Source organism: Modestobacter versicolor (genome assembly GCF_014195485.1).
Taxonomy (GTDB): Bacteria; Actinomycetota; Actinomycetes; order Mycobacteriales; family Geodermatophilaceae; genus Modestobacter; species Modestobacter versicolor.
On record NZ_JACIBU010000001.1, the window covers coordinates 3,077,081 to 3,093,104 of the forward strand.

18 protein-coding genes are annotated in these 16,024 nt (G+C 75.6%); 10 read left to right on the plus strand and 8 right to left on the minus strand.

Features of this window, described 5'->3' with window-relative positions; genetic code table 11:
* Window positions 1–50: 50 nt before the first annotated feature.
* Window positions 51–554: a phosphoribosyltransferase gene (locus FHX36_RS15010; RefSeq protein WP_110551276.1), complete on the plus strand. Its 504-nt coding sequence runs from the start codon at window positions 51–53 to the stop codon at window positions 552–554.
* Between the two features lie 17 nt (window positions 555–571).
* Here the strand turns inward: FHX36_RS15010 and FHX36_RS15015 are convergent, their stop codons facing one another.
* Together FHX36_RS15015 and FHX36_RS23990 are read right to left on the minus strand one after the other, a co-directional pair.
* Entirely contained in the window at window positions 572–2,155 is a 1,584-nt protein-coding gene (locus FHX36_RS15015; protein WP_110551275.1) for a methyl-accepting chemotaxis protein, read from the minus strand.
* A 116-nt stretch (window positions 2,156–2,271) separates the two neighbouring features.
* On the minus strand, window positions 2,272–3,396 hold the full coding sequence (locus tag FHX36_RS23990) for a class I SAM-dependent methyltransferase (RefSeq protein WP_181428671.1): 1,125 nt from the start codon (window positions 3,394–3,396) through the stop codon (window positions 2,272–2,274).
* A 150-nt stretch (window positions 3,397–3,546) separates the two neighbouring features.
* On the opposite strand from FHX36_RS23990, the gene FHX36_RS15025 reads away from it, so the two are divergent.
* The 7 genes from FHX36_RS15025 to FHX36_RS23595 all read left to right on the plus strand — a co-directional run bounded on the left by FHX36_RS15025 (window position 3,547) and on the right by FHX36_RS23595 (window position 10,438).
* The gene (locus FHX36_RS15025; protein WP_110551273.1) at window positions 3,547–5,151 is read left to right on the plus strand and encodes a methyl-accepting chemotaxis protein; all 1,605 of its coding nucleotides are present in this window, start codon (window positions 3,547–3,549) and stop codon (window positions 5,149–5,151) included.
* Window positions 5,152–5,261: 110 nt separating this feature from the next.
* Window positions 5,262–6,029, plus strand: a complete 768-nt coding sequence (locus FHX36_RS15030; protein ID WP_110551272.1) for an SDR family NAD(P)-dependent oxidoreductase — start codon at window positions 5,262–5,264, stop codon at window positions 6,027–6,029.
* Window positions 6,026–7,045, plus strand: coding sequence for an NADP-dependent oxidoreductase (locus FHX36_RS15035; RefSeq protein WP_110551271.1), 1,020 nt, complete (start codon window positions 6,026–6,028; stop codon window positions 7,043–7,045). The genes FHX36_RS15030 and FHX36_RS15035 overlap by 4 nt, the downstream gene beginning before the upstream one ends.
* A gap of 58 nt (window positions 7,046–7,103) precedes the next feature.
* On the plus strand, window positions 7,104–7,307 hold the full coding sequence (locus FHX36_RS15040; RefSeq protein ID WP_110551270.1) for a hypothetical protein: 204 nt from the start codon (window positions 7,104–7,106) through the stop codon (window positions 7,305–7,307).
* A gap of 64 nt (window positions 7,308–7,371) precedes the next feature.
* Window positions 7,372–8,109: an alpha/beta fold hydrolase gene (locus FHX36_RS15045; RefSeq protein WP_110551269.1), complete on the plus strand. Its 738-nt coding sequence runs from the start codon at window positions 7,372–7,374 to the stop codon at window positions 8,107–8,109.
* A gap of 184 nt (window positions 8,110–8,293) precedes the next feature.
* Window positions 8,294–9,115 (plus strand): hypothetical protein, encoded by an 822-nt coding sequence (locus FHX36_RS15050; protein ID WP_110551268.1) that lies wholly within the window; start codon window positions 8,294–8,296, stop codon window positions 9,113–9,115.
* Between the two features lie 108 nt (window positions 9,116–9,223).
* Window positions 9,224–10,438 carry a hypothetical protein gene (locus FHX36_RS23595; RefSeq protein ID WP_281371850.1) on the plus strand — a complete coding sequence of 405 codons (1,215 nt, stop codon included), beginning with the start codon at window positions 9,224–9,226 and terminating at the stop codon, window positions 10,436–10,438.
* Between the two features lie 56 nt (window positions 10,439–10,494).
* On the opposite strand, the gene FHX36_RS15060 is transcribed toward FHX36_RS23595, so the two are convergent.
* Complete coding sequence (locus tag FHX36_RS15060) at window positions 10,495–11,511, minus strand: 1-aminocyclopropane-1-carboxylate deaminase (protein ID WP_220035847.1); 1,017 nt, start codon at window positions 11,509–11,511, stop codon at window positions 10,495–10,497.
* Window positions 11,501–12,154 carry a GntR family transcriptional regulator gene (locus FHX36_RS15065; RefSeq protein WP_220035846.1) on the minus strand — a complete coding sequence of 218 codons (654 nt, stop codon included), beginning with the start codon at window positions 12,152–12,154 and terminating at the stop codon, window positions 11,501–11,503. Before FHX36_RS15065 ends, FHX36_RS15060 begins: the two co-directional genes overlap by 11 nt.
* A gap of 159 nt (window positions 12,155–12,313) precedes the next feature.
* Here FHX36_RS15065 and FHX36_RS15070 point away from each other — a divergent pair, with 159 nt between their 5' ends.
* Window positions 12,314–12,760, plus strand: a complete 447-nt coding sequence (locus FHX36_RS15070; RefSeq protein WP_110551264.1) for a rhodanese-like domain-containing protein — start codon at window positions 12,314–12,316, stop codon at window positions 12,758–12,760.
* 3 nt (window positions 12,761–12,763) lie between these two features.
* Here FHX36_RS15070 and FHX36_RS15075 read toward each other — a convergent pair whose 3' ends face one another.
* Window positions 12,764–13,117: a winged helix-turn-helix transcriptional regulator gene (locus FHX36_RS15075; protein WP_110551263.1), complete on the minus strand. Its 354-nt coding sequence runs from the start codon at window positions 13,115–13,117 to the stop codon at window positions 12,764–12,766.
* A gap of 110 nt (window positions 13,118–13,227) precedes the next feature.
* On the opposite strand from FHX36_RS15075, the gene FHX36_RS15080 reads away from it, so the two are divergent.
* The gene (locus FHX36_RS15080; RefSeq protein ID WP_110551262.1) at window positions 13,228–13,881 is read left to right on the plus strand and encodes an FMN-dependent NADH-azoreductase; all 654 of its coding nucleotides are present in this window, start codon (window positions 13,228–13,230) and stop codon (window positions 13,879–13,881) included.
* Between the two features lie 21 nt (window positions 13,882–13,902).
* Here the strand turns inward: FHX36_RS15080 and FHX36_RS15085 are convergent, their stop codons facing one another.
* The 3 genes from FHX36_RS15085 to nagB are packed head-to-tail and all read right to left on the minus strand — an operon-like array spanning window position 13,903 to window position 16,022.
* Window positions 13,903–14,445, minus strand: a complete 543-nt coding sequence (locus tag FHX36_RS15085; protein WP_110551261.1) for a GNAT family N-acetyltransferase — start codon at window positions 14,443–14,445, stop codon at window positions 13,903–13,905.
* Window positions 14,446–14,448: 3 nt separating this feature from the next.
* Window positions 14,449–15,180: a GntR family transcriptional regulator gene (locus FHX36_RS15090; RefSeq protein ID WP_258372621.1), complete on the minus strand. Its 732-nt coding sequence runs from the start codon at window positions 15,178–15,180 to the stop codon at window positions 14,449–14,451.
* A gap of 44 nt (window positions 15,181–15,224) precedes the next feature.
* Window positions 15,225–16,022: a glucosamine-6-phosphate deaminase gene (gene nagB, locus FHX36_RS15095; protein ID WP_110551260.1), complete on the minus strand. Its 798-nt coding sequence runs from the start codon at window positions 16,020–16,022 to the stop codon at window positions 15,225–15,227.
* Window positions 16,023–16,024: the final 2 nt, after the last annotated feature.

Here is a 16,024-nt window from a genome sequence, read left to right on the forward strand (position 1 = left end):
GCGCCGGGGTCACGTCACCGGCCCGGTCCCCCACCTGCGACGATCCACCGGTGAGCGACTCCGCCGGCGCCGACCGCGAGACACTGACCTACGAGGACTTCGGCCGGGCGGCCCGTGAGCTGGCCCAGCAGGTCGCCGACAGCGGCTTCGAGCCGGACATCATCCTGTCCATCGCCCGGGGCGGCCTGTTCCTCGGCGGGGCGCTGGGCTACGCGCTGGACGTGAAGAACCTCTTCGTGATGAACGTCGAGTTCTACACCGGCGTGGACGAGCGGCTGGAGCTGCCGGTGGTGCTGCCGCCGACGCTGGACGTGGTCGACCTGACCGGCACGAAGGTCCTCGTCGCCGACGACGTCGCCGACACCGGCAAGACGCTGGAGCTGGTCAAGGACTTCTGCGCCGGGCACGTCACCGAGGTGCGGACGGCGGTCGTCTACGAGAAGCCGCGGTCCGTCGTCCGCTGCGACTACACCTGGAAGCAGACCGACGCCTGGATCGACTTCCCGTGGTCCACGCTCCCGCCGGTCGTCTCCCGCGGCGGCAGCGGCCACTAGGAGGACCTGCAGCCCCGTCAGAGGCGGAAGCGGGCCACCGTGGTGTTGAGCTGGGCGGCCAGCCGGGCCGCCTCGTCGATGGCCACCTGGGCGTCGCCCATGGCGCGGGTGGTGGCGCCGGTCGCCTCGGCGACCGAGCCGACGCTGCCGGCGATCTGACCCACGCCGACCGCGGCCTGCGCGACGCTGCGGCTCATCTCGGCTGCGGTCGCCGTCTGCTCCTCCACCGCGGCGGCGATGGTGCTCTGCGCGTCGTCGATCCGGGCGATGATCGCGGTGATCTCCTCGATCGCCGCGACCGCCCCGCGGGTGTCGGCCTGGATGCTCTCCACCTGGCCGGTGATGTCCCGGGTCGCCCGGGCCGTCTCCTGGGCCAGCTCCTTCACCTCGTTGGCCACCACGGCGAAGCCCTTGCCCGCGTCGCCGGCCCGGGCGGCCTCGATGGTGGCGTTGAGGGCCAGCAGGTTGGTCTGCTCGGCGATCGTGGTGATCACGTTGACGACGGTGGCGATCTCGGTGGAGGACCGGCCGAGCTGGCCCACCGTGGCGGTCGCGGCCCCGGCGACGCCGACCGCCTGAGCGGCGATCCGGGCGACGTCGGTGGCGTTCTGCGCGATCTCCCGGATCGAGCTGCCCATCTCGTCGGTGCCGGCGGCGACGGTCTGCACGTTGCCGGACACCTGCCCGGCGGTCTCCGCGACGATGCCGGTCTGGTGGGCGGACTCCCCCGCCAGCCGGGTCATGTCCTGCGCGGTGGCCGACAGCTCCTCGGTCGCCGAGGCGAGCGTGGTGGAGCTGTCGCCGATGGTGGCGAGGACGCCGCGCATGGTGGCCATCGACGCCTCCAGCGCCGTGGCGATGGCCCCCACCTCGTCGGTGCTGGTGATCCCGGTCGTCCCGCGCAGGTCGCCGTCGGCCAGCCCGTCCACCACCTCCCGGACCTTCCGCAGCGGGCGGACCACCGACCGGGTCACCACCCAGCCGAGCAGCCCGAGCACCAGGACGCCGCCGGTGCCGACGGCCACCGAGGCGGTGATCGCCGCGGAGCGCTGGTCGGCGCTCGCCCGGGCAGCGGCGGCCGCCTCCGCCCCGACGGCCTCCCCCACGGTGGGCAGCGCCTCCTCGAGGCCCTCGAAGGCGGCGAGGAACTCCGGGTACTGGGCGGTGGCGGTGGCCGGGTCGGCGCCGGCCTGCGCGACGATCTGCTGGCCGGCGCCCAGGTAGGCGGCCACCTCGTCGGCGACGTCGTCCACCGCCTGCACGACGTCCGGGCCCAGGCCACCGCCGCGCACCGCGGCCAGCGCGGCCTGCAGCGTCGCGGCGTGGTCGGCCAGGTCGGTGACGGCGGAGTCGTACCGGGTGCCGCTGCCGCTGAGCAGCGCCTGGAGCACGTCGGCCCGCACGGCGTCGTGCATCATGTCCGCCTCGGCCGCCGACCCGGTCGCGGTCGTCGTCCGCAGCAGCTCCTCGGTGCGCTCGCCGGTGCTGTGCAGGGCGGTCACCGAGATGCCACCGAAGACGACCAGGGCGAGCGAGCCGGCGAGGACCAGCGTCGCCAGCTTCACCCCGAGCGGCCGGTCGGGCCACCACGAGCGGGACATGGGCTCTCCTCGGGCACGGCGAGGTGAGCGCGTCCACCCTCGGTGCTGCCAGCATCGGCGGCACCGCCACGGGGTTGAGCCCAAGATCCGGACTCAGCGGTTCCGTCCGCGTGGGGTCAGCGCCGGGTGGACGCCGTGACCGTGAACGTCGGGTCCCGGGTCACCTGGCGGGTCGGGCCGACGAGCCGGCGCAGCGCGTCGCGGTGCGGGAGGTGGCTGTTGTAGACGCACCACAGCTCACCGCCGGGACGCAGCACCCGCGCCGCGCCCGCGAACAGCCGGTGGGCGAGGGTCTCCGAGACCGCCACCCCCAGGTGGAACGGCGGGTTGCAGACCACCAGGTCGACGCTGCCGTCGGGCAGGCTCGCCGCGGCGTCGTCGCGCACCACGCGCACCCGGTCGGTGAGCCCGTTGGCGGCGGCGGTGGCGGCCGCCGAGGCGCAGGCCGCCGCCGACTGGTCGGCGGCCACGACCGAGAGCCCGGGCCGGGCCGCGGCCAGCGCGGCCGCCAGCACGCCGGTGCCGCAGCCGAGGTCCAGCGCGGTGGCGGCGTCCGGGACGGCGCCGGGCAGCGCGGCGAGCAGCGCGCGGGTGCCCCGGTCGACCTTCGCCCCGGCGAACGCGGCGCCGTGCGCGCAGACGGTGAGGCCGAGGTCGGCGTGCTCCCGGCAGACCGGGAACGAGCTGCGCACCGGGCGCGGGCCGCGGGCCACCAGCACCCGCGACTTCTGCCGGGCCAGCGTGGCGTGCACGTCGGTGAAGCCCTCGCCGAGCACGTCGTTCATGCCGAGCGTCATGTGCTTGACCCGGCCGCCGACGTGCAGGGTCACCGCCGGGTCGGCGTCCGCGGCCACCACCTGCACCAGCTCGCGGAGCGCCTCCAGGCTCTTGGGCGCCTTGGCCAGCACCACCCGGGCACCGCGCACCAGCTCGGGGCCCAGCGGAAGCGACCGGTACGAGCCGGCCAGCCCGGTGCGCTCGGCGTTGGCGGCCAGCGCCAGCTCGCCGACCAGCAGGTCCTGGTGCACCCGCACCCCGGTGGCCCCGTGCAGGCCGGCGGCGCCCAGGGTCAGCGCGCCGTGGCCGTCGTCGACCACCACGACGGCGTCCGGGGCCGCGGCGATCGCGGCGGCCGCCTCGTCGAGCAGCAGCCGGTCGGTGGCGTCGACGGCGACGAGGTCGGGGGCATCGACGTCCGGCTCGCGGCGGAGCTGGGCGAAGAGCTCGGCGGGGTCGGGCACGGCGTCCACTGTGCCCGGCGCGCCACACCGCCCCTGCACCGACCCGTTCGCCTGATCAGGTGATCTCGTTCCGGAACAGCGCCCGGGGTGCCGATGGGCGTACTGCCGGCCGCGATCCCGCGGGCGGAGCACCTCCTTGGGAGACCCCCGATGCCCCGCTCCACAGGCCTGCCCGGCGCGCAGTGGTTCGCCGACCGCCCGGTCCGGATCAAGGTCCTCGCCTCCACGGCCGCCGCCGGCGTCGTCGCCGCGGTCATCGGCGGCCTCGGCCTCACCGCGCTCGCCGACTCGGCGGCCACCAGCGAGGCCATCTACGCCGACAACGTCCTCAGCATCGAGGAGATCGGGCTGATGATCGACGACGTCGAGCAGATCCGGCTGTCGATCAGCGCCGCGACCGCCGTCGACACCCACGCGCCGCCGCTGTCGGAGGTGCACGCGCTGGTGGCCGACTACGGGCGCCAGGTGAGCGCCTACGCCGCCGCCCACCGGTCCGGGGCGGAGCACGAGCTGGTCGTCGAGGCGACCGACGACCTGGCGCAGATCGACTCCCTGACCAGCAGCGTCCTGCTCCCCGCCGCCACCGCCGGCGTGACGACGGCGGTGCCTGCGGGCGCCGAGGCGGTCGACCCGCTGCTCACCGAGGTGATCGAGGACCTCGACGAGCTGCGGGCGATCGACACCCGCGAGGCGGCGGCCGCGGCGGCCAGCGCCCGGGCGTCCTACGAGCACCACCGCACCGTGGCCCTGGTCGTGCTCGGGGTGGGGCTGGCCGTCGCGGCGACCATCGGCCTGCTGGTGGCCGCGGTCATCACCCGCGGCGTCCGGTCGGTGCAGCATGTCGCCGAGGGCCTGGCCCAGGGCGACCTGACCCGCACCACCGGCCTGTCCAGCAGGGACGAGCTGGGCCGGATGGGCGCGTCGCTGGACGAGGCGACCGGGACGATGCGCGGCGTGATGGCCGACGTCGGAGCGTCCGCCGACGCGGTCGCCGCGGCCGCGGAGGAGCTGTCCGCCTCCGCCGCGCAGATCGCCTCCTCCGCCGAGGAGACCAGCGCCCAGTCCCAGGTGGTGAGCGCGGCCGCCGAGGAGGTCTCCCGCAGCGTCAGCACGGTCTCCGCCGGCGCGGAGGAGATGGGCGCGTCCATCCGGGAGATCTCGCAGAGCGCCAACGCGGCGGCCGGGGTCGCCGCCACGGCGGTGACCCAGGCACGGGAGGCGACGGCCACCGTCTCCGCCCTCGGTGAGTCCAGCCGCGAGGTGACCGCGGTGGTCGCCCTGGTCACCTCGATCGCCGAGCAGACCAACCTGCTCGCCCTCAACGCCACCATCGAGGCCGCCCGGGCCGGCGAGGCCGGCAAGGGCTTCGCGGTCGTGGCCGGCGAGGTCAAGGAGCTGGCCGAGCAGACCGCCCGGGCCACCGACGAGATCGTCCGCCGGGTGGAGGCGATCCAGGCCGACTCCGCCGGCGCCGTCACGGCGATCGACCGGATCAGCGGTGTGATCGGGCAGATCAGCGACCACCAGACGACGATCGCCAGCGCCGTCGAGGAGCAGACCGCGACCACCGCGGAGATGGCCCGGTCGGTGACCGAGGCGGCCAGCGGGACGGGCGAGATCGCCGGCAACATCACCGGGGTGTCGAGCGCGGCCGAGTCCACCACGGTGGCGCTGGCGCAGACCCGCACCGCGGTGGACGACCTCTCCCGGATGGCGGCCGGCCTGCGCACGACGGTGGGCCGCTTCCGCTGGTGACGCCGGCCCGGTGACGTGCCGACGCCCCCCGCTCGTCCTGCGACCCACCGCGGCCTGGTCCAAGGTGATCACGGCGCGACGCCGCGCCGCTGGACGAGGAACGGGAGCAGATGAGCACTGAGCAGCTGTCGGGACGGGTCGCGCTGGTGACCGGGGCGGCGAGCGGGCTGGGCCGGGCGGTCGCGGCCGCGCTGGCCGAGGCCGGGGCGACCGTGGTGCTGGGCGACATCGACACCGAGGGCGCGGAGAAGAGCCGCGCGCAGATCGGCGCCGACGCCGAGGTGGTGGAGCTCGACGTCACCTCCGACGACGCCCGCCGCCGGGTGGTCGCCGACCTGTTCGAGCGGCACGGCGACCGGTTCGACCTGCTGGTCAACGTCGCCGGCATCGACCGGCCCGGCTACATCACCGACATCGACCTGGCCGACTACCGGATGGTCCACGCGGTGAACTGCGAGGGCCCGGTCTTCCTGACCAGCGAGTTCCTCAAGGTGGTCCAGCACCGCCCGGCCGACACGGTCGCCGACGTCGTCCACGTGACGTCGCTGTCCGCGGTCACCTCCGGCGCCGGCGCGATCGCCTACAACAGCTCGAAGGCCGCCTTCCGCAGCGCGACCCGGTGCATCCAGCGGGAGCTGCGCGAGAAGGCCACCGTCGGCCCGGACGGCGCCGAGACGCCGTTCCCGGCCCGGGTGCACAGCATCGTCCCGGCGGCGATGGACACCCCGATGATGGAGCGCTGGGGCATCCCGGTGCACCGGATGATGCCGCCCTCCGACGTCGCCCGGATGGTGCTGACGATGGTGACGATGCCGGGCACCAGCTTCGTGCCCGAGGTGTTCGTGGTGCCCCGCAACGAGCCGGACTTCCCGCGGTGAGCATCCCGACCCGCGAGTGGCAGCTGGTCCGCCGCCCGCACGGCGAGCCGGTCGACGAGGACTTCGCGCTGGTGTCGATGGAGCGGCCGGACCCGGCGCCCGGGGAGGTCGTCGTCCGCACCCTGGCGATGTCGGTCGACCCGTACATGCGCGGGCGGATGAACGCGACGAGGTCGTACGCGCCCAGCTGGGAGCTCGGCGAGACGATGCAGGGGGGCGCGATCGGGCAGGTCGTCGACTCCCGGTCGGACGAGGTGCCGGTCGGCGCGCTCGTGCTGCACGGCCTGGCCTGGCGGGACGTCGCCGTGGTGCCCGCCGCGCACGTGTCGGTGGTCGACCCGCTGCCGGGGCTGCCGCTGTCGCTGTACCTGGGCGTGCTCGGGATGCCCGGGCTCACCGCCTGGGCGGGGCTCTTCCGGCTGGCCGCGTTCGCCGAGGGCGACGCCGTCTTCGTCTCCGGTGCGGCCGGCGCGGTCGGCAGCCTGGTGGGCCAGTTCGCGAAGCTGCGCGGCGCCTCGCGGGTGGTGGGCAGCGCCGGGACGGCGGAGAAGGTCGCCTGGCTCGGCGAGATCGGGTTCGACGCCGCCTTCGACTACCACGCCGGTGCGGTCGCCGACCTGCTCGCCGAGGCGGCACCCGACGGCATCGACGTCTTCTTCGACAACGTCGGCGGCGAGCACCTCGAGGCCGCGATCGGCGCGTTCCGCACCTACGGCCGGGCCGCGCTGTGCGGGTCGATCTCGGGCTACAACGCGGTCAGTGCCCCGCCGGGGCCGCGCAACCTGTCGCTCGTCGTCGGCAAGCGGTTGTCGCTGCGCGGCTTCATCGTCGGCGACCACGCCGACCTCCGGCCGGAGTTCGTGGCCGCGGTGTCCGGCTGGCTGCAGGACGGGTCGCTGGTCGCGAGGGAGACGGTGGTGGAAGGGCTGGACTCCGCCGTCGAGGCGTTCCGGTCGCTGCTGGGCGGCGGCAACACCGGGAAGATGGTCGTCCGGCTGGCGCCCGACCCGGCCTGAGGGGCAGCGGACCGCGCGGTCCGGTTGACCGGGGTCCGGAGCGGGCAGACTGCTGATCATGTGGCTCTTCCTCACCCGCCGGTTCCGCATGTGGGTCGTCCTGACCGTCCTCGCCCCGCTCGCCACCAAGGTGCTGCGGTCGCTCGGCCAGGCCCTCCAGCGGCGCAACGGGCCCAGCGCGATCAGCAACGGCCTGCTCAAGGCCGGCGACGTCGGCGAGCGGGCGCGCGTCCGGCTGGGCGGCAAGCCGCGCCGCCGCTGACCGACCGCTCGGGGCGTCGGCGCCGGACGCCGGACGCCCCTCCCGCCGACACCCCGAGGACGACGTGAGCTCCGATCACCCGTTCGCCAGCCCCGACGCCGACCGGCCCGACCCCGGCTCCCCCGCGCTGGAGCAGCGCGCCACTCAGGGCGAGACCCGGGGCATCGCGCTGTTCTGCCACGGCGGCACCGCAGCCAGCCTGGAGCCGCCCAAGGAGCGCGCCCTCTCGCTGGTGCGGATGCGCGCCTTCGAGAACTTCGTGCACTCCTCCGCCGGCGCGCAGGGGATCGTCACCGCGCTGATCCGCTACCGGGTCGCCGGCTGGAACGGGGAGGCCGCCGATGCGTTCCAGGACGTCCGCTGGGCGATCGCGCAGCTGCGCGAGCAGCACGGCACCGACGTGCCGGTCGTGCTGGTCGGCCACTCCATGGGCGGCCGCGCCGCGCTGCGGGCCGGCGGCGAGCCCGCGGTGACCGCGGTCTGCGCGCTCGCACCGTGGACACCGCCCGGCGAGCCGGTGATGCACCTGCGCGACCAGACGGTGGCGATCTTGCACGGCCGGGCCGACCGCTGGGTGCCCGCGCGGCTCTCGGCCGAGTTCGCCGTCCGGGCCCGGCGGGCCGGCGCGCGGGTCGCCCGCTTCGAGATCGACGGCGGCCACACCATGGTCCGGCGGGCCCACCGGTGGCACACCTTCGCCCGGGACGTGGTGCTGGCCGGCACCGGGATCGAACCGATGCGCCCCGACATCACCACCGCCCTGCACCAGCCCACCCCGGAGGGCCTGGCGGTGCCGCTCTAGGGCCTGGGACCGCGCGCCCTGCTGACCACCGCGTGCGCCCCCTGGACGGGTGACCGGCTCACGCACGGTCACCGGATCCGGGCCAGGTGCACCCGATCGGACGACCCGTTCCACCCAGCCGCCACCGGCGGATCGGCGTTGACTCTTCGTGAGCACCCGATGACCGATGGTGGAGGGAGGCGCGATGACCGAGCACGAGTCCCGCGCCACCCGTCTGCCCCGCTGGGCCGGGCGGGCGCTGCTGCTGACCGGCCTCGGGACCGGGCTGTGGCTGATCGGCGCCGCCGGCCCCGCCTCCGCCTCGGAGGTCCCGGCGCCCTCCGCTCCGCTGACCGCGCTGGCCGGTGAGCTGCTCGCGCCGCTGGAGCCGGTCACGGCCCCGGTGGTGCAGCAGGTGCTCACCCCGGTCGTCGAGGACGTCGTCGTCCCGGTGGTCGCGCCGGTCGCCACCCCCGTCGTCGAGCACGTCGTCACGCCGGTGCTCCGCCCGGTCGTCGAGCAGGTGCTCACCCCGGTCGTCGAGCAGGTGCTGACCCCGGTGGTGACCCCGGTCGTGGAGCAGGTCGTCGCACCGGTCGTCGTCCCCGTGGTCGCGCCCGTCGTCACGCCGGACCCCTCTCCGGTGGTGCAGGACGTCGTCGCACCGGTCGTGACCGGCGTCCCGGCGTTGCCCGCCGATGCCCTCGGTGCGGCCTCGGCGACCGGGGCCCCGGCCGCACCCGCCACCGACTCCCCGTCGGCTGCCCCGACGGCTGCCACCGAGGCCGCCGTCGCAGCGCCCGCCGGCCTCCCGCTCGGCCTGCCGACCGGCCTCCCGGCCGGGCTGCCGGTCGCCGCCGTGCTGACCACGTCGGTGTCGTCGGCGTCCTCGGCCGGCGAGCAGCTCCCCGCAGACCTCCCGTCCTCCGCCCGGACCCGCACCCTCACCGCCCTCCCGGCGGTCGGTGCCCCGGGCTCCGGAGCGCCGGGCAGCACCCCGTTCGACCCCTCCTTCTCGCCCGACTGAGCGCGCCGCCGTCAGCGGTCTCCCGCTGACCTGCGGCACTCCCCGGTCCACCGCCTGTGCGGGACCGGTCCCCCTCAGTCCGGCACCACCCTCGAGAAGGAACCCCTCATGAACGTGTGGATGAAGCGCGCCCTGCAGACGGGCCTGTTCACCGGCGGCCTGCTCGCCCTCGGCTCGGGCATCGCCTCGGCCGACGACAGCGCCGTCGACGTGACCGTCCCGGTCACCATCACCGACAACGCCCTGGCCGTGCTCGGCGCGACCGGCAGCACCCCGGCCGAGGTCCAGCTCCCCGCCGTGAGCGGCACCATCGCCGCCGACCTCGGGGCGATCACGGTCGCCGTGCCGATCACCCTCGGCGGGAACGCCGCCGACGCCGCGGGCATCGACGTCGCCCAGCCGGCCGCCGCGCCGGCGTCCGGTGGGCAGGACGGCTCCGTCGTGGACGCCGACGTCCCGGTCACCGTCACCGGCAATGCGGTCGCCGTGCTCGGTGAGGCGGCCGCCAGCGGCACCGCGCCGGCGGGCAGCGCGGGCGGTGACGGCAGCAGCGCCTCGCTCGCCGACGTCGACGTCCCGGTGCTGGTGTGCGGCAACGGCGTCGGTGTCCTCGGCGACGCGAGCGGCGCCTGCACCACCCCGGTGGCGCCCGCTGCCGGCTCGGGCGGCGACTCCGTCGTCGACGCCGACGTCCCCGTCCTGGTGTGCGGCAACGGCGTCGGGGTCCTCGGCGACGCCAGCGGCGCCTGCACCACCCCCGCGGCCACCACCCCGGGCACCCCGGGCACCGGCGGCCAGCCCACCGTGGACGTCGACGTCCCGGTGACCGCCTGCGGCAACGGCGTCGGCGTCCTCGCCGACGCGAGCGGCGCCTGCACCACCCCGGCGGCCACCACCCCGGGCACCCCGGGCACCGGCGGCCAGCCCACCGTGGACGTCGACGTCCCGGTGACCGCCTGCGGCAACGGCATCGGCGTCCTCGCCGACGCCAGCGGCGCCTGGACCACGCCGGGCACGCCGGGCACCCCGGTCGAGCCGGCCACCCCGGGGACGACCGAGCCCCAGCCCCCGGTGTCCGGTCAGCCCGGCGCCTTCCCCGGCGTCGTCGGGTCCGCGTCGTCCGGCCTGCCGGTCCCGCGGGACGGCAGCACCGGCACCAGCACGGCCGACACCAGCACGACCGGCACCAGCACGACCAGCACCAGCGCCGACGGCGAGCTCGCCTACACCGGCACCCCGGTCACCGGGATGCTGCTCACCGGGCTGCTCGCCCTGGCGCTCGGCCTGGGCCTGGCCGTCGCCTCCCGGCGGCGCGTGAGCTGATCCAGGACACCCGCGGGCCCGGCCACCACCTGGTGGCCGGGCCCGCGGTCGTGCCTTCAGGAGAACAGCGCGCTGTAGCCGTTGAGCGCCGGCTGCCCACCGAGGTGGGCGTAGAGCACGGTGGACGACGGGTCGATCTCGCCGCGGCCGACCAGGTCGATGGTGGCGGCCATCGACTTCCCCTCGTAGACCGGGTCGGTGACCATGCCCTCGGTGCGCGCGGCCAGCTCCATCGCGGCGATCGTGGTGGCGTCCGGGATCCCGTAGATGCCGGCGTGGAAGCGCTCGTCGAGCTCGACGTCGTCGGCGGTGAGCTCCCGCTGCAGGCCGATGGCGGTCGCCGTCCGCTGGGCGATCCGGAGCACCTGGTCCCGGGTCTCCACGGGCTTGGCCGAGGCGTCGATGCCGAGCACCCGCCGCGGCCGGGCGCCCTGCTCCTCCAGCTGCGCGAAGCCGGCCACCATGCCGGCCTGCGTCGACCCGGTGACCGAGCAGACGACGACGGTGTCGAAGAAGACGCCCAGCTCGGCCTCCTGCGCCGCCACCTCCTGCGCCCAGCCGGCGAAGCCCAGCCCGCCCAGCGGGTGGTCCGACGCGCCGGCCGGGATCGGGTAGGGCTTCCCGCCGCGCGCCTCGATCTCGCGCAACGCGGTCTCCCAGCTCTCCTTGAAGCCGATGCCGAAGCCGGCCTTGACCAGCCGCACGTCGGCGCCGGCCAGCCGGGAGATCAGGATGTTGCCGACCTTGTCGTAGACGGCGTCGGGCCAGTCCACCCAGCTCTCCTGCACCAGCACGCACTTCAGGCCGACGTGCGCGGCGACAGCGGCCACCTGCCGGGTGTGGTTGCTCTGCACGCCGCCGATCGAGACCAGCGTGTCGCAGCCCTGCGCCAGCGCGTCGGCGACCAGGTACTCGAGCTTGCGGGTCTTGTTGCCGCCGAACGCGATGCCCGAGTTCACGTCCTCCCGCTTGGCCCAGACGGCGGCGCCGCCGAGGTGGGCGGTGAGCCGGTCGAGGCGGTGCACCGGCGACGGGCCGAAGAGCAGCGGGTGGCGCGGGAAGTCACTCAGCATCAGGGGTCTCCAGTTCCGACAGCAACGCCGTCCAGATCTCGGTGGTGGTGGCGACGGCGGCGGCGACGTCGTGCTGCGCGCAGGCAGCGATCAGGGAGTCGTGCAGCGCGACCGACCCGCGGCCGTGGGCGGCGGCGAAGCGCTGCCGCTCGAGCCGCCGGACGGCCGGGGTGAAGCGGTCGATCGTGGCCCGCACCGCGCCGTTGCCGCAGCGGGCCAGCAGCACCTCGTGCAGCTCGTCGTCGGCGGCCAGGGCGGCGTCCAGGTCACCGGACCCGACCGCTGCGGCGAACCGCTGGTTGGCCGCGCGCATCGCCGCGACGTCGTCCTCGGTGACGTCGCCGGCGGCCTCGGCGACCGCGAGCTCGTGCATCGCCCGCACCACGACCGCGGCGTCGCGCACCTGCTGCAGCACCAGCGGGGTGACCCGGGTGTGGCTCTGCGGCTTGCTCTCGACCAGCCCCTCGTCGGCGAGCCGGGCCAGCGCGGTGCGCACCGGGGCCACCGACAGACCGAGCCGGCCGGCCAGCTCGGTGTCCTTGACGACGGCGCCGGGCGCCAGCTCGCCGCTGACGATCGCCGACCGGATCAGCGAGACGGCCTGGTCGCGCAGCAGCACGCGGGACACCGGGGCGAGAGGCACAGCTGACATCTGACATGTCAGTGCGCTCGGATGTCAATGCCTCTGCACTTTCCGCGGAAGGTGAACAGCTCTGCGCCGGCGCTTGGGCGGCGGGATCGTTGCGATGCGGGGCGGTCCAGCCACTCGTCCGGACGGCGGGCGGTCCCTAGCGTTCCGCCCATGAGCCTGGACTGGACCACCGACCCCGCCGACGCCGCCGCCCACTTCGCCCGCCGGCTGGCCGTGGAGACCGACGTCTCCGACGTCCACGCGGCCCTGGAGTCCGGCCGGCCGGGCTTCGTGCTGGTCGACAGCCGCAGCGCCGAGTCCTGGGCGCAGGGGCACGTGCCCGGGGCGGTGCACCTGCCGGGCCGGGAGATCGCCGGGCGGGCCGCGGCCGAGCTCGACCCCGCCGTCCCGGTGGTCACCTACTGCTGGGGCCCCGGCTGCAACGGCGCCACCCGCGCGGCGCTGACGCTGGCCCAGCGCGGCTACCGGGTGCGCGAGATGATCGGCGGGTTCGAGTACTGGGCGCGCGAGGGCCTGGCGGTGGAGACCGAGCACGGCACCACGCGCCCGGACGTCGACCTGCTCACCGCCCCCGCCGGCGCCAGCTGCGGCTGCTGAGGGTCAGCAGTCCCCGGTGCAGCGCTCGACGGGGAGGCTGTCCCGTGCCCAGTCGGCGAGCTGCTCGAGCACCGGCCGCAGGGCCGAGCCGGCCTCGGTGAGCTGGTAGCTGACGGCGACCGGGGGCCCGTCGTCGACGGTGCGCTGCACCAGCCCGGCCAGCGCCAGCTCGGTCAGCCGGTCGGACAGGACCGAGTCGCTGATCCCGCCCACGGCCCGCCGCAGCCCGGTGAAGCTCGCCGGCCCACCGGCCAGGACACCGATGATCAGCCCGTTCCACCGCTTGCCCAGGAAGCCGAAGGCGCGCACCAGGGCGCCGTCGCACGCCTCGGGCGTGTGCAGCAGCTCCTCGGTCACGCCGACATCCTAGGCCGCGCTCGCCTTTTCGTAGCGCTCGTCTTTCCGTAGTGCTAGCTTTCCCGAAGCGCTAGCTTTCCGCTAGCAACTAGCTTCGAGGGAGTCCCACCATGTCGCTGTTCCGTCTGGACGCCAGCATCCGGGTCGAGGGGTCGGCCAGCCGCGAGATCGCCGACATCGTCGAGCGGGAGTGGCGGTCGGGGAACCCCGACGCCCCGGTGACCCGCCGGCACGTCGGCACCGAGCCGATCCCGGCCACGAGCTGGGCCGAGGCGGTGAGCGGGTCGTACCTGCCGGCCGACCAGCGCACCCCCGCCCAGGCCGAGGCCGCCGCCCTCGCCGCCACGCTGGCCGACGAGCTGGCCGACGCCGAGGCGCTGCTGTTCGCCGTCCCGCTCTACAACTTCGGCGTCTCGCAGCACGTCAAGAGCTACGTCGACATGGTCATCACCGACCCGCGCTTCGGCCCTCGCGCCGAGGCTCCGACCACCGGGAAGCCCGCGGTGCTGGTCACCGTGCGCGGCGGCAACTACAGCGCCGGCACGCCGCGCGAGGGCTGGGACCACGCCACCAGCTGGATGCGCCGCATCCTCGAGGACGTGTGGGGGATGGACCTGCGCGTCGTCGAGCGCGACTTCACCCTGGTCGGGGTGAACCCGGCGCTGGACTCCTTCGCCGAGCTGGCCGCAGAGCTCAAGCAGACCGCCGAGCGCGAGGCCGCCGAGCACGGCCGACTGCTCAGCAGCGCCCGCGTCGCCGCCTGAGGCGGTGGCCCGGCCCCCGGCTCACCGTCGCGCCGGGGCAGGGTCGTCGCTCAGCCGGCTCCACAGCAGTTCGTCGTGCCGGACGCCGTCGCCGTAGCGGTGCGACCGGCGCAGCCGTCCCTCGCAGGTGAAGCCCGCCTTGGCCGCCACCCGGCCGGACGCCGTGTTCTCCACGGCGTGGTACAGCTGGACCCGGTCCAGCTCCAGGGTGCCGAAGGCCCAGCGGCAGGCCGCGTCGGCGGCCCGGGCCGCGATCCCCCGCCCCCGCGCGGCGGCCACCGTCCAGTAGCCCACCTCGCCCTCGGCCTGCTCGCGGTCGATCTGGTGCAGGGACATCGACCCCACCAGCTGGTCGGCGGCGACCACCGCCCAGGAGCAGTGGTCGCCGCCGGTCCAGTCGGCCCGGCGGGCCAGCAGCGCGAGGACGGCGTCCCGGTGGGAGGAACCGGTCGCGTTCCACCGCCGCAGGTCCGGGTCCTGGAACGCCGCCCACACCGCGTCGACGTCGTCCGCGCGCCAGGGGCGCAGCAGCAGCTCGTCCACCGCGAGCTCGACCGGCTGCACGGCTCAGCCCGCGCCCAGCTCGACGGTCATCTGCACCTCGTAGCGGTCGCCCCGGTACGTCGACTCGGCGTGCTCCACCGGGCGGCCGCCGCTGTAGGAGACCCGGTCGAAGACGAGCACCGGCCGGCCGGCGGGCAGCCCGAGCACCATCGCGGTCTCCCGGTCGGCGTCGGCGGCCCGGACGGTCTGCTCGGCCCGGTCGATGGTGCAGCCGTAGCGCTCGTCGAGCAGCGTGTAGAGCGAGCCGGTGAGGTCCTGGGTGTCGAGGTCGGGCAGCAGGTCGGCGAGGTACCAGGCGTCGTCGATGGACATCGGCTGCCCGTCGGCCAGCCGCAGCCGCCGCACGTGCCAGGCCGGCGCGCCGGCCGGCAGCTCCAGCGCCCGGCGGGTCGCCGGCGGGGGCACCAGCCGCGCCACGGCGAGGACGGCGGTGCTCGGCTGCAGCCCCAGCCGGCGCATGTCGTCGGAGAAGGAGGCCAGGTGCAGCCGCGAGCGGGCGGCCCGCTCGGCGACGAAGGTGCCCTTGCCGCGCACCCGCACCAGCACGCCCTCGCTGACCAGCTGCCCGATCGCCTCGCGCACGGTGATCCGGCTGACGCCGTGCTCGACGCAGAGCTGGCGCTCGCCGGGCAGCGGTGCACCGGCGGGCAGCCGGGCCGCCAGCTCGGTGAGCCGGCCGCGCAGCTGCTCGTGCTTGGGCACCACCCCGTCGACGATCAGGGGTTCGGCGGACACGCCGGCCATGCTGCCAGTGCGCCCGCCGCCCGGCCGACGGATGGTCACCACCCCTGGTCGGCCAGCTTGTGCCCGAGCACGTAGCGGTAGTGCGCGGCGCGGGCCAGCCGGCTGCCGGCCGCCTCGTCGACGACCAGCGTGACGTGCGGGTGCAGCTGCAGCACCGAACCCGGGCAGGACGCCGTCAGCGGCCCCTCGACCGCGGCGGCCACCGCCTCCGCCTTGCGCTCCCCCGTCGCCACCAGCACCAGGTGCTGCGCGCCGAGGATGGTGCCCAGGCCCTGGGTGATCACGTGCCGCGGCACGGCCTCGACGTCGCCGCCGAAGAAGCGCGCGTTGTCGACCCGGGTCTGCTCGGTCAGCGTCTTGATCCGGGTGCGGCTGGCCAGCGACGAGCCCGGCTCGTTGAAGCCGAGGTGCCCGTTGGCACCGATGCCGAGCACCTGGACGGCGACCGGGCCGGCGGCCAGCAGCTGCTGCTCGTAGTCGCGGGCGGCCTGCAGCGGGTCGGCCGCCGACCCGTCGGGCCCGTGCACCACCGCCGGGTCCAGCCCGAGGGAGTCGGTGAGCTCCCGCCGGATCACCTCCCGGTAGGACTCCGGGTGCCCGGCCGGCAGCCCGACGTACTCGTCGAGCAGGAAGGCGTGCACCCCGGCGAAGGACAGGCCCTCGTCGCGGTGCCGGCGCAGCAGCTCGCGGTAGGCCAGCAGCGGCGACGAGCCGGTGGCCAGGCCCAGCACCACCGGCCCGCCGCGGGCCAGCGCGGCCAGCACCGACCCGGCGACGGCGTCGGCGACCACCCGCCCGCAGTCCTGGGCGGTGGGCAGCAGGACGACCTCCACGG